A 12,587-nucleotide genomic window follows, 5' to 3' on the forward strand; every position below is an offset into this window, starting at 1 on the left:
CGAGGAGACTTGCATGTTCCAGGGGTCCATTCCCGCACTCGTTACGCCCTTCACTGACGCCGGCAAGGTGGATGAAGCATCCTTCGCTTCCCATGTCGATTGGCAGATCAAAGAGGGCAGCAGCGGGCTCGTTCCCGTCGGCACGACGGGTGAATCGCCGACCCTGTCGCATGATGAGCATAAGCGCGTCGTCGAACTTTGCATCGAGGTGGCTGGCAAGCGCGTGCCGGTCATGGCCGGCGCCGGCTCCAACAATACCCGCGAAGCGATCGAGCTTGCCCTGCATGCCGAGAAGGTCGGCGCCAACGCGGTTCTGGTCGTCACACCCTATTATAATAAGCCGACGCAGAAGGGGCTTTACGCACATTTTTCGGCCATAGCCGAAGCGGTGAAGCTACCGATCTATATCTACAATATTCCCGGCCGTTCGGTCGTCGACATGACGCCTGAGACGATGGGCGCGCTTGCCAAGGCGCATTCCAATATCGTCGGTGTCAAGGATGCAACGGGCAAGATCGAACGCGTTTCCGAACAGCGCATCACCTGCGGCAACGACTTCCGCCAGCTTTCCGGCGAGGATGCGACGGCGCTTGGCTTCAATGCCCATGGCGGCGTCGGCTGTATCTCGGTGACCGCCAATGTCGCGCCGCGCCTCTGTGCCGAATTCCAGGCGGCGACGCTTGCCGGCGACTATGCCAAGGCGCTGGACTATCAGGATCGCCTGATGCCGCTGCATAAGGCGATCTTCATGGAACCGGGCCTCTGCGGTGCGAAATACGGCCTTTCCCGGCTTGGCCGGATGAGCCGCAATGTGCGCTCGCCGCTACTCTCGACACTGGAGCCCGGCACGGAGGCGGCCATCGACGCCGCCATGCGCCATGCCGGCCTGTTGAACTGACGGCACGCCAACGCGCTCATGAAATCCTCTATCGAGACCGCTCTCTTCACAAGGAGGGCGGTCTCGCTTATTTAAGGTTTGAAACCTTATCGCCGGTGGCCGCTGCCGGAATTGATGTACGAAAAAGAAGAAGAACCATGGCACCCAAAGGCAGCCAACGTGTGGTGAAGAAGATTGTCGCGGAAAACCGCAAGGCACGCTTCAACTACGAGATCATCGATACCTACGAGGCAGGGCTCGTGCTGAAAGGCACGGAGGTCAAATCGCTGCGCGAAGGCAAGGCTAATATCGCTGAATCCTATGCCTCCGATGAGGATGGCGAGATCTGGCTGATCAATTCCTATCTGCCGGAATATCTGCAGGCAAACCGCTTCAATCATGAGCCGCGCCGCCGCCGCAAGCTTTTGCTCTCCGGCCGGGAGATCGGCCGGCTGCGTTCAGCCGTCAATCGCGAAGGCATGACGCTGATCCCGCTGAAGATCTATTTCAACGATAGCGGCCGCGCCAAGCTGGAGTTGGCTCTCGCCAAGGGCAAGAAGATCCACGACAAGCGCGAATCCGAGAAGGAACGCGACTGGAACCGGCAGAAGAGCCGGCTGCTCAAGGATAATGGGTGAAATAAGCAAATGCGGAGCTTCATCTCGGCCTTACCGGCGAGATGAAGCTCCGCATTTCTTCGATTACTCGTCGACCTCGACGGCAGGCGCCGGTTCGACCGGGCGCTGCGGGCGCTCGGAGGGGTCGCGGCCGATTTCCGCCTTCAGCGATACCAGATCGATGAAGTGATCGGCCTGACGACGTAGGTCGTCGGCGATCATCGGCGGTTGTGTGGCCATCGTAGAGATGACGGACACTTTGCGGCCGCGGCGCTGCAATGCTTCCACCAGGGTGGTGAAATCGCCGTCTCCGGAAAAGATGACCAGATGATCGACGGTTTCCGACTGTTCCATGGCGTCGATTGCCAGCTCGATGTCCATGTTGCCTTTGATCTTGCGGCGGCCCATGGAGTCGGTGAATTCCTTCGCCGGCTTGGTAATGACCTTGTAGCCGTTGTAGTCAAGCCAATCGATGAGCGGCCGGATCGAGGAATATTCCTGGTCTTCGATAAGTGCGGTGTAGTAATAAGCCCGAAGCAGATATCCGCGCTTCTGGAAGGCCTTCAGCAGCTTGCGATAATCGATATCAAAACCAAGACTTTTCGATGCAGCGTAAAGATTGGCGCCGTCTATAAAAAGTGCAATTTTTTCGCGTGGGTCGAACATCGCTTACATATCCATTGTTACCAAAACGCAATTACTTTTACCCAAAATGCAGTCAAAACAATGACTTGTATGACGCCCAAGAATAATTCGTATTACTTTATGAATTATTCATATATCCGAGATTTAGGGCACGATTTATGATATTCCAAGCAACTGTAGGTTGAATACGTAATTTGTCTAATGAATTTTAGCCCATTGTGGAGGGATTGGCAGCCCTGAAGCAGGAAAAACTTGAATTTGCCATCGTTTGCTTGTATCGGGCGTGCTACTCCGAGACATGATGACGACATCACGACCGCAAAGGACAGGCAATGGCCCGTGTCACAGTAGAAGATTGCATTGATAAAGTAGAGAACCGGTTCGAGCTCGTGCTGCTTGCCAGCCATCGTGCTCGCCTGATTTCGCAGGGTTCCTCGATCACCATCGACCGCGACAACGACAAGAACCCTGTCGTCGCGCTGCGCGAAATCGCCGACGAGACCCTGTCTCCCGATGATCTGAAGGAAGATCTGATCCACTCGCTGCAGAAGCACGTCGAAGTCGATGAGCCCGAGCCCGATCCGGCAAGCCTGCTGGCCGCTGGCGGCACTGCTTCGGCTTCGGGCGACGAGGAAGAAGATCAGCCGGAAGCCGTTACTTTCGACCAGATGTCGGAAGAAGAGCTTCTTGCCGGTATCGAAGGCCTTGTTCCGCCAGAAAAAAGCGACGATTACTGATCGTCACGCTTGATGCTCTAACCAAGAGCGATATGATGAAATAATGCGTGCGCCGGTCGTATGACTGGCGCGCTTTTATTTTGCGGGAGTAGCTTGGGAATGATGCGGCAGTACGAGCTTGTCGAGCGTGTGCAGAAATACAAGCCCGATGCCAATGAAGCGCTTCTCAACAAGGCCTATGTTTATGCGATGCAGAAGCATGGGCAGCAGAAGCGCGCCAGCGGCGATCCCTATATTTCCCATCCTCTCGAAGTTGCCGCCATCCTGACTGACATGCGTCTGGATGAATCGACGATCGCTGTCGCTCTCCTCCACGATACGATTGAAGACACGACCGCGACGCGGGCTGAAATCGACGAACTGTTCGGCGAGGATATCGGCCGGCTAGTCGAAGGTCTGACCAAGATCAAGAAGCTCGACCTCGTCACCAAGAAGGCGAAGCAGGCTGAAAATCTCCGTAAGCTGCTGCTCGCCATTTCCGACGACGTCCGCGTTCTCCTAGTCAAACTGGCCGACCGCCTGCACAATATGCGCACGCTCGACCATATGTCGCCGGAAAAGCGCGCCCGCATTTCCGAAGAGACGATGGATATTTATGCGCCGCTTGCCGGCCGCATGGGTATGCAGGATATGCGTGAAGAGCTGGAGGAGCTTTCCTTCCGCCACATCAATCCGGAGGCGCATGACACGGTCACCAAGCGCCTCGAAGAACTGTCGCGGCGCAACGAAGGCCTGGTGAAGAAGATCGAGACGGAACTGCGCGACCTGCTGGTCGCCAACGGCCTCGCCAATGCCATGGTCAAGGGCAGGCAGAAGAAGCCCTATTCGGTCTTCCGCAAAATGCAGTCGAAGTCGCTTTCCTTCGAACAGCTCTCCGACGTCTATGGTTTCCGCCTGCTTGTCGACGATGTTCCTTCCTGCTATCGCGCACTCGGCATCGTACATACGCGCTGGCGCGTCGTGCCTGGCCGGTTCAAGGATTATATTTCCACGCCGAAGCAGAACGACTACCGTTCGCTGCACACCACCATCGTTGGTCCGTCCAGCCAGCGCATCGAGCTGCAGATCCGCACCAAGCGCATGCATGAGATCGCCGAATTCGGCATCGCTGCCCATACGCTCTATAAGGACGGCACCAACAATAACGGCGACGGTGAGCTGCTGTCGCGCGAAAGCAATGCCTATTCCTGGCTGCGCCATACCATCGAGGCGCTGGCCGAAGGCGACAGCCCCGAAGAATTCCTCGAACACACCAAGCTGGAACTTTTTCAGGATCAGGTCTTCTGCTTCACGCCGAAGGGTAAGCTGATCGCCCTGCCGCGCGGCGCAACGCCGATCGATTTTGCCTATGCCGTGCATACCAATATCGGCGACACCACTGTTGGCGCCAAGATCAACGGTCGCATCATGCCGCTGGTGACGCGTCTGACCAATGGTGACGAAGTCGAGATCATCCGCTCCGGCGTGCAGGTGCCGCCGGCCGCCTGGGAAGAGATTGTCGTGACCGGCAAGGCGCGCGCCGCCATCCGCCGCGCAACCCGGCTTGCCATCCGCAAGCAATATGCCGGCCTCGGCCATCGCATTCTGGAGCGCACCTTCGAGCGCGCCGGCAAGGTCTTTTCGCGGGAAGCGCTGAAGCCGGCGCTGCACCGCCTCGGCCAGAAGGATGTCGAGGACGCGATTGCCGCCGTCGGGCGAGGGGAGATGTCCTCTCTCGATGTGTTGCGTGCCGTCTATCCCGACCATCAGGATGAGCGCGTTACGATCAAGCCCGCCGGCGACGAAGGCTGGTTCAACGTCCGCAGCGCAGCGGGCATGATCTTCAAGATCCCCGGCAAGACCAAGGCCGATCTCGCCGCCAGCGTCGAGGGCGTCGATGCCTTGCCGATCCGCGGTCTCGCGGCGGATGTCGAGGTGCATTTCGCCCCGACCGGCGCCGTTCCCGGCGACCGTATCGTGGGCATCATGGAAAAGGGCAAGGGCATCACCATCTATCCTATCCAGTCGCCGGTCCTGCAGCGTTTCGACGACCAGCCCGAACGCTGGATCGACGTGCGCTGGGATCTGGATGAGGCCAACAAGTCCCGCTTCACCGCGCGCATTCTGATCAATGCGTTGAACGAGCCGGGCACGCTTGCCAAGGTCGCGCAGACGGTCGCCGATATCGACGTCAACATCCGCCTTCTCAACACGGTGCGCGTTGCCGCCGACTTTACCGAGATGGCGCTGGATGTCGAAGTCTGGGATTTGCGCCAGCTCAATCAGCTCCTGGTGCAGCTTAAGGAGCTCGATTGCATCGCCACCGTGAAGCGGCTTTACGAATAATTAGCCTTCCCGGCTTCGATTGCGGCAAATTGCATAGTTTGTGATCATTTTATGGTCAACTTCGCGTGGATTCTGGCGAAGGCATGCGCCATTTGCATGGCTGCCTCTATTTATGAGCTGTGGTAATTAACTTTTGTCATGCCTATCTTCTGGTTATCGAAGAAACGAAACAGAGAAGAGAGAAGACAATGTTTGGTCCGATCAAGAAAATCGCCCGCGCCCTGCGCGTTCCGAGTGCTCAAGAACGTGAAATGGCCTACCTGAATGGCTCGCACGACCGTTTTGATCTTGAATATCGTCAGCGTCAGGTCGATCAGGGCATCTTTCGCCAGCGTTAATCGCTGACAATACTTCCAAAGTGGGAAGGGGCGTGCCTGTTGCCACGCCCTTGGAGCGTCCCGCCGAAAACAGGCAGGATGATTCGCGTCAAATAAAGCCAGAGCGGCCTGTTTCTATTCGTTGAACGTGTGGCACTCTGGAGAGTATATAGGCGCTGCGGTCGGATAATCGACGCATGATATGCTTCGCCGCCCTTGTCATGACGGCCCTCCCTGCACTAGATAAGCCGCATGTTATTTCGCCGCCGAAAACCACTGACCTTGAGTGAAAAATTGCGGGAGCACCTTTGGCCCCGCAAAGGTTTCGTTCGTTCGTTCCAATATTTTGGAAAGCGCTTGGTGCGCCTTGCCGCTTCGCCGCATTCGGTGGCCGCTGGCTTTGCCGCGGGCATCGTCGTGTCCTGGACACCCTTCATCGGCGTGCACGTCATCATGGCGATCATCATCGCCTATGTCATAGGCGGCAACGTGATTGCGGCCGCGCTTGGTTGTCTGGCGGCCGGCAATCCCATCACCTATCCTTTCATCTGGGGCCTCACCTGGGAAATCGGTCATCTGATCCTGGCGCGCGACAGCGGCCAGAGTGGCGGCATCGATTTGCCGGCGCTGTGGCATAAGGGCGATCTCCTGCAGCTTTGGGACCCGATCCTGAAGCCGATGCTGATTGGCGGCATTCCGCCGGCAATCGTCTCCGGCGTCGTCGTCTATGCACTGACCTATTATGGCGTGAAGAGCTTCAAGACCCGCCGCAAGGCCCGGCTGATGGAGCGGGCGCGCGAACGCCTGGCCCTTGCCGAGAACGCATCGAGCGTCTGACGGAACGCGACGTCGCGGCGGCCGGCTGGAGGGCCTTTTCATGATCATCGGCATCGGCAGTGACCTGATCGATATCCGCCGCGTCGAAAAGTCGATCGAACGTTTCGGCACTCGGTTCACCGAGCGCTGTTTCACCGACATCGAGCGCGCCAAATCCGAAGGGCGCAAGAACAAGGCTGCGTCATACGCCAAGCGCTTCGCCGCCAAGGAAGCCTGCTCGAAGGCGCTTGGCACAGGTCTGGCGCAGGGCGTATTCTGGCGCGACATGGGTGTCGTCAACCTGCCGAGCGGCAAGCCAACCATGCATTTGACGGGCGGTGCCGCCAAAAGATTGGCCGCGATGCTGCCGGAAAATCATCGCGCCGCCATTCATTTGACGATAACCGATGATTTTCCTCTCGCTCAGGCCTTCGTGATCATCGAAGCACTGCCGATTGCGGGCTGAATGACGACCGTGTGTCGCTTTTAATACCTGCGCCATTGCCGCCGTGGTATGAAGCGGATAGAGAGTGCCTGAAAGTGAAGTGCGCCGGTGGGGTGCGAAAAAGGAATAAGACTGCGTGTCCGAGAAAGCCGAAAAACAGCAGAATGTCCTGTGGGAAAATATAAAGGTCATCGTACAGGCTCTGGTCCTGGCCATGATCATCCGCACGGTGCTATTTCAACCCTTCACCATTCCGTCCGGCTCGATGATGCCTACGCTTCTTGTTGGCGACTACATCTTCGTCAATAAGTTCGCTTACGGCTATTCGAAATATTCTCTGCCTTTCTCGCCGGATCTGTTCAGTGGCCGTATCTTCGGCAGCGAACCGAAGCGCGGCGATGTGGTGGTCTTCCGCTTCCCGCCGAATCCGGATGTCGACTATATCAAGCGCGTCATCGGTCTGCCGGGTGACCGTATCCAGATGAAGAACGATATCCTCTACATCAACGGCCAGGCCGTCCCGCGTCAGCCGCACGGAACCTTCGCTTCGGATTACAGCCAGGAGCCGGGCGACGATATCCCCGTTTACAGCGAGCGCCTGCCGGATACCGGCAAGGTCTACGACACGCTGGACCTGTCGCAGACGTCGCGTGGTGACAACACGCAGGAATATGTCGTGCCGCCAGGCAACTATTTCATGATGGGCGACAACCGCGACAATTCCGACGACAGCCGTTTCGATGTCGGTTATGTGCCGGCTGAGAACCTGATCGGCCGTGCCAGCGTTATCTTCTTCTCGCTCGGCCACGACACCTCGTTCCGCGAAATCTGGAAATGGCCGACCAACATGCGTTGGGACCGCCTCTTCAAGGTTGTCGAATGACGAAGACGCAGACGCTCCCGCAGGCGGATCGTGTCAGGCTTGAAGCCGTCATAGGCCACGAATTCGCCGAGAAGGGGCGCCTCGACTGGGCGCTGACGCATGCCAGCGCCCGAACGCACAAGGCCGGCAATTACGAGCGGCTGGAATTTCTCGGCGACCGGGTTCTCGGCCTGTGCATCGCCGAGCTCCTTTTTCAGACCTTTGGCACAGCGACCGAGGGCGAGCTCTCGGTGCGCCTCAACCAGCTTGTCAGCGCCGAGACCTGCGCCGAAGTCGCCGACGAAATGCAACTGCATCTCTTCATCCGCACGGGCGCCGATGTGAAGAAGTTGACCGGCAAGCGTATGCTGAACGTGCGTGCCGATGTCGTGGAAAGCCTTATTGCAGCGCTCTATCTCGATGGCGGCCTCGAAGTGGCGCGCAAATTCATTCTGCGCTATTGGGAACGCCGCGCTATTCGTCCGGACGGCGCCAGACGCGACGCCAAGACGGAATTGCAGGAATGGGCGCATGCGAAATTCGGCGTCACACCCGTTTACAGGGTTGATGACCGCAGCGGACCGGATCATGATCCCCGCTTCACGGTAACGGTGGAGGTGGCGGGAACCGCGCCCGAGACCGGTATAGAGCGCTCCAAGCGCGCCGCCGAACAGGTGGCCGCGACACGGATTTTGGAGCGCGAAGGTGTATGGCAGTCCCAGTCTATTCAGAAATGAAAATGACAGCCTAGAAATGACGGAAGAAATGACCAATCAGGAAGATCTGGCCGGCGAAGGTGCGGCTGAAAATATCGGCCCAACCCATTCGGGTTTCGTGGCCCTCATAGGCCCGACCAATGCGGGCAAGTCGACGCTTGTCAACCGGCTCGTCGGCGCCAAAGTGTCGATCGTCAGCCACAAGGTGCAGACGACGCGCGCCATCGTGCGCGGCATCGCCATCCATGACAATGCGCAGATCGTCTTCATGGATACGCCCGGCATCTTCAAGCCGCGCCGGCGCCTTGATCGCGCCATGGTGACGTCAGCCTGGGGCGGCGCCAAGGATGCGGATCTCATCATGCTGCTGATCGACAGCGAGCGGGGAATACGCGGCGATGCCGAAGCCATTCTCGAAGGGCTGAAGGAAGTTTCCCAGCCGAAAATCCTTGTTTTGAACAAGATCKACCGTGTTCGCCGCGAGGACCTGCTGGCGCTTGCCGCCGCCGCCAACGAGAAGATCACCTTCGACCAGACCTTCATGATTTCGGCCGAAAACGGTTCGGGCTGCGACGATGTCATGAACTATCTGGCAAAGACCCTGCCGGAAGGTCCGTGGTATTATCCCGAAGACCAGATTTCGGACCTGCCGATGCGTCAGCTCGCCGCCGAAATAACCCGCGAAAAGCTGTTCCTGCGCCTGCATCAGGAGCTTCCCTATTCCTCGCATGTCGAGACGGAAAAATGGGAAGAGCGCAAGGACGGGTCCGTTCGCATCGAGCAAGTGATCTATGTCGAGCGCGAAAGCCAGAAGAAGATCGCCCTCGGCAAATCAGGCGAGACGATCAAGGCGATTTCGACGGCCTCACGCAAGGAGCTGTCCGAAATTCTCGAACAGCCGGTGCACCTCTTCCTCTTCGTCAAAGTGCGTGAGAATTGGGGCGACGATCCCGAACGCTTCCGCGAAATGGGACTTGAGTTTCCGCGCTGACGGAACGATTTCCCGTTGAGTGGCTTACCTCACGACAGCCATCGGAAAGATCGCCTCAACCGGCGCGATCCAAGGGGCGTGAATGGTCAAGACCACGACGACGCACAAAGAGAAAACGCCGTGCCAGCTCTGTCCGCTGCGGCGTTTGCCGCATTTCCGCGAATTCAGTCGTGAGGAACTGGGTTTCGTCGCGGATTTCAAGAAGGGTGAACTCGTCGTCGATCCCGGTGCGACGATCTTCCTGGAGGGCGCCCACAGTGCTCATCTCTTCACGATTCTGTCCGGCTGGGGCTTTCGCTATAAAACCCTCGAGGACGGGCGCCGGCAGATTCTCAACTATGTGATGCCCGGCGACCTCATCGGCCTGCAGGGCTCGATCATGGGCGAGATGCAGCATTCGACCGAGGCTTTGTCGCCGGTCTCGCTCTGTGTTTTCGAGCGTGCGGAATTGATGGCGCTCTATAACAAGCATCCGTCGCTCGCCTTCGATCTCACCTGGATCGCTGCGCGGGAAGAACGTATTTTGGACGAACATCTCTTAAGCATCGGTCGCCGGTCCGCGCTGGAAAGAGCCGCTTATCTGCTCGCCTATCTGCATCAACGGGCCGGTGCCCTGCATCTCTTCGATGGCAGCAAGGGCATTCCGATCACGCAGCAGCACATTGCCGACACGCTTGGCCTCTCCATCGTTCATACGAACAAAACATTGAAAAAACTGTCGGAACGCGGAATGATCCGCTGGCAGGAGCGCGGCTGCGACGTGCTGAACGGTAAAGGACTCGCCGCTCTCGCCAAATGGGACGGCTTGGATTCGGGCAGGCGGCCGTTCATCTGAGACGGCGGCATTGATGTGGCTGCCACATGTCATTTTTAAATGTTCATGGCCGGTGTATCAGCATAGACTACATTTTCGTCACTTTTCGACCAGTTTCACCTTTTACTAACCGCGGCGGCAAAAGCGATTGGAGCACGTTGACGAGCCCATAGTCCCGCGAGACAAAAAGTGCGAAGCGGGTCAGGGCAAGGTCATGTCACATGAGATCTAGCCAACACGGATGGGGGAATACCATTCATTCAACACGGGCCGATGATCGGCGCCGGAGGGATAGATGTGGGAATGTTTACGGGGCACGGCGCCGCTTGGCGCAGGCATGCGGGGATGGCGCTGATATGACGGTTCAGCGCGTTCTCATTTTGGAAGACAATCTGATCATTGCCATGGAGGCGGAGGAAATCCTGCGTCTCATCGGGGTCAAGGAGGTGGAAATCGCCTCGAACCTCGAGCAGGCGGTGAACGCAATTCATACGGAGCGTTATGATTTTGCGATGCTGGACGTCAATCTGGGGGAGTCGATGAGTTTCGGCTTTGCCCGGTTGCTGGTAGAGCGCGGCATCGCCTTCGGTTTCGTCAGCGGCTATCCTGATACGCTCGATTTCCCGCCGGACATGCGGCATGTGCCGTTGCTCAACAAGCCTTTCGACGAGGCCGCTATGTGGGCATTCGTCGACAGGCTGGCATCGGTGGACGACCCATCAAGCAGCCAGCCCTAAAGTCTGTCGCGCCAAAGTGTGTAGCGATTTTGCGATCGCGGCGCGCTCTCGCTGATCGTCTGACATGTGACAGCGCCTGCCGTTTGTCCTAAACTCGAATCACGACATTCTGTGGGACGAACCGGCCGATGCAGTGGCAGGATCAGGCGATCATCTTGGGCGTCAAACGCCTCGGCGAGACCAGTGTCATTGCCGAGGTGATGACGCGTGATCGTGGCCGGCATATGGGATTGGTGCGCTCCGGCCGGTCACGCGCCATGCAGCCGGTGCTACAGGCGGGCAATCTGGTCGAAGTGACCTGGCGGGCGCGGCTGCACGAGCATCTCGGCGAGTTCCGCATGGAGCCGGTACGGTTGCGGGCGGCGCGGCTGATGGAGACGGCGACCGCCGTCTATGGCGTGCAGGCCATGGGCGCAGTGCTCCGCCTGCTGCCTGAGCGCGACCCGCATCCACATCTCTATGATGCGCTGAACGTCATTCTCGAAAACCTGCAGAACCCCATGGACGCCGGTGAACTTTTCGTCCGCTTCGAGTTGGCGGTGCTCAACGATCTCGGTTTCGGCCTTGATCTGACCGAGTGTGCGGCGACGGGCGTGCGCGACGATCTCGCCTTTGTGTCGCCGAAAACCGGGCGTGCCRTTTGCCGTGCCGCCGGTCTGCCCTGGGCCGACAAGATGCTGGCGCTGCCGCCGTTCCTTGCCGCCGGCGCCGTCGAGGCGGCGGATGGGGAAAGCCTCGCTGCTGCCTTCCGCTTGACCGGCTTTTTCCTGCATCGCCATGTCTACGAACCGCGCGGCATAGAGATCGCAGCCGCGCGCGACGGTTTCATCCAGGCCGCGTTGAAAGCGCTGAATGCGGCCACCTTGGAAGCGCCGCAGGAGCGGCCGACCATAGCCGCAAAAAGATAGAGCATGATCCCGACCGCGCGCGGATGGGATCATGCTCAAAATATGATTCGGAGCTGAAAGAGCGATCGCTTCAAATAGCCATGTTCGATGCTGCCGACATCACCTCTCTTGGGGCGGGGACGCCGAACATATGACGGCCGGCCTCTTCGACTTCCGTGAAGCACCAGCGGATGACGCCATCCCGATCAAGCAGGAATTCGCCGACAAGCTGGCCTTCACCGGTGGCGATCATCCGCTTGTCATCCTCGGTGACTTCATAGCCGTCCGCCTTGTCGAGGTATTCCATCGCGGCGATCGGATTCATAGGTTCTGGGAGCTCGCCCGGCATATCGATGCGCATCGACATCACCGCATCCATGCTGACCTTGTGCGGCCAGTTATTCTCGGCTTCGGTGAACTGAATATTCGGCAGGCCGAAGGCCTTGTGCGATACCCGCTCCGGATCGGAGGCGGCCAGCAGATTGGGAAGCGGATGATATCGGAAGTAGAGGCGGGCGCGGTCGATCGGCGTATTAACGACGGTCAGGCTGTCGATGCCCTTTTCCTGCAACGCATCGGTGAGTTCGGCCATGGCGGCGATCTGCCGGCGACAGAAGGGGCAATGCAGTCCGCGGAACAGCCCGACAAACACCGGTCTCTGGCCGCGAAAGTCGTCGATGGCGATCTTGCCCTGGCGGGTGATCGCATCCAGCACGACATTCGGTGCGCGATCTCCAGGCTGCAATGGTCTTTCGGCGTGGTTCTCCTGCATCTTCATTCCTCCCTCTATATGCTTGAATA

Annotated in this window: 15 protein-coding genes; 13 read left to right on the top strand and 2 right to left on the bottom strand. The window is 58.4% G+C overall.

Features of this window, described 5'->3' with window-relative positions; genetic code table 11:
* Positions 1-13 precede the first annotated feature (13 nt).
* Positions 14-898, top strand: coding sequence for a 4-hydroxy-tetrahydrodipicolinate synthase (gene dapA / locus QD357_RS17250; protein WP_107107567.1), 885 nt, complete (start codon positions 14-16; stop codon positions 896-898).
* A 137-nt stretch (positions 899-1,035) separates the two neighbouring features.
* Positions 1,036-1,515 carry an SsrA-binding protein SmpB gene (gene smpB / locus QD357_RS17255; RefSeq protein ID WP_107107568.1) on the top strand — a complete coding sequence of 160 codons (480 nt, stop codon included), beginning with the start codon at positions 1,036-1,038 and terminating at the stop codon, positions 1,513-1,515.
* A gap of 63 nt (positions 1,516-1,578) precedes the next feature.
* Here smpB and QD357_RS17260 read toward each other — a convergent pair whose 3' ends face one another.
* A complete protein-coding gene (locus QD357_RS17260; RefSeq protein ID WP_028753432.1) occupies positions 1,579-2,160 on the bottom strand; it encodes an NYN domain-containing protein in 582 nt (193 codons plus the stop codon).
* A 311-nt stretch (positions 2,161-2,471) separates the two neighbouring features.
* On the opposite strand from QD357_RS17260, the gene rpoZ reads away from it, so the two are divergent.
* The 11 genes from rpoZ to recO all read left to right on the top strand — a co-directional run bounded on the left by rpoZ (position 2,472) and on the right by recO (position 11,807).
* A complete protein-coding gene (rpoZ, locus tag QD357_RS17265; protein ID WP_028753431.1) occupies positions 2,472-2,876 on the top strand; it encodes a DNA-directed RNA polymerase subunit omega in 405 nt (134 codons plus the stop codon).
* 99 nt (positions 2,877-2,975) lie between these two features.
* The gene (locus tag QD357_RS17270) at positions 2,976-5,201 is read left to right on the top strand and encodes a RelA/SpoT family protein (RefSeq protein WP_107107569.1); all 2,226 of its coding nucleotides are present in this window, start codon (positions 2,976-2,978) and stop codon (positions 5,199-5,201) included.
* Between the two features lie 188 nt (positions 5,202-5,389).
* Positions 5,390-5,539: a DUF3563 family protein gene (locus QD357_RS17275; protein ID WP_107107570.1), complete on the top strand. Its 150-nt coding sequence runs from the start codon at positions 5,390-5,392 to the stop codon at positions 5,537-5,539.
* Positions 5,540-5,770: 231 nt separating this feature from the next.
* Positions 5,771-6,355 carry a DUF2062 domain-containing protein gene (locus tag QD357_RS17280; protein ID WP_107107571.1) on the top strand — a complete coding sequence of 195 codons (585 nt, stop codon included), beginning with the start codon at positions 5,771-5,773 and terminating at the stop codon, positions 6,353-6,355.
* A gap of 40 nt (positions 6,356-6,395) precedes the next feature.
* Positions 6,396-6,800: a holo-ACP synthase gene (gene acpS / locus QD357_RS17285; RefSeq protein ID WP_107107572.1), complete on the top strand. Its 405-nt coding sequence runs from the start codon at positions 6,396-6,398 to the stop codon at positions 6,798-6,800.
* Positions 6,801-6,915: 115 nt separating this feature from the next.
* Positions 6,916-7,662, top strand: coding sequence for a signal peptidase I (gene lepB, locus QD357_RS17290; protein WP_107107573.1), 747 nt, complete (start codon positions 6,916-6,918; stop codon positions 7,660-7,662).
* Positions 7,659-8,378 (top strand): ribonuclease III, encoded by a 720-nt coding sequence (gene rnc / locus QD357_RS17295; protein ID WP_107107574.1) that lies wholly within the window; start codon positions 7,659-7,661, stop codon positions 8,376-8,378. The genes lepB and rnc overlap by 4 nt, the downstream gene beginning before the upstream one ends.
* A 28-nt stretch (positions 8,379-8,406) precedes the next feature.
* Positions 8,407-9,348, top strand: a complete 942-nt coding sequence (era, locus tag QD357_RS17300; RefSeq protein WP_414124661.1) for a GTPase Era — start codon at positions 8,407-8,409, stop codon at positions 9,346-9,348.
* Positions 9,349-9,430: 82 nt separating this feature from the next.
* Complete coding sequence (locus QD357_RS17305; RefSeq protein WP_107107575.1) at positions 9,431-10,183, top strand: Crp/Fnr family transcriptional regulator; 753 nt, start codon at positions 9,431-9,433, stop codon at positions 10,181-10,183.
* Between the two features lie 200 nt (positions 10,184-10,383).
* A complete protein-coding gene (locus QD357_RS17310) occupies positions 10,384-10,899 on the top strand; it encodes a response regulator (RefSeq protein ID WP_245407443.1) in 516 nt (171 codons plus the stop codon).
* 128 nt (positions 10,900-11,027) lie between these two features.
* Positions 11,028-11,807 (top strand): DNA repair protein RecO, encoded by a 780-nt coding sequence (gene recO, locus QD357_RS17315; protein WP_414124633.1) that lies wholly within the window; start codon positions 11,028-11,030, stop codon positions 11,805-11,807.
* A gap of 70 nt (positions 11,808-11,877) precedes the next feature.
* On the opposite strand, the gene QD357_RS17320 is transcribed toward recO, so the two are convergent.
* On the bottom strand, positions 11,878-12,558 hold the full coding sequence (locus tag QD357_RS17320; protein ID WP_107108103.1) for a peroxiredoxin-like family protein: 681 nt from the start codon (positions 12,556-12,558) through the stop codon (positions 11,878-11,880).
* Positions 12,559-12,587: the final 29 nt, after the last annotated feature.

Origin of the sequence: Rhizobium sp. BR 317 (genome assembly GCF_047445835.1) — a bacterium.
GTDB lineage: Bacteria > Pseudomonadota > Alphaproteobacteria > Rhizobiales > Rhizobiaceae > Rhizobium > Rhizobium paranaense.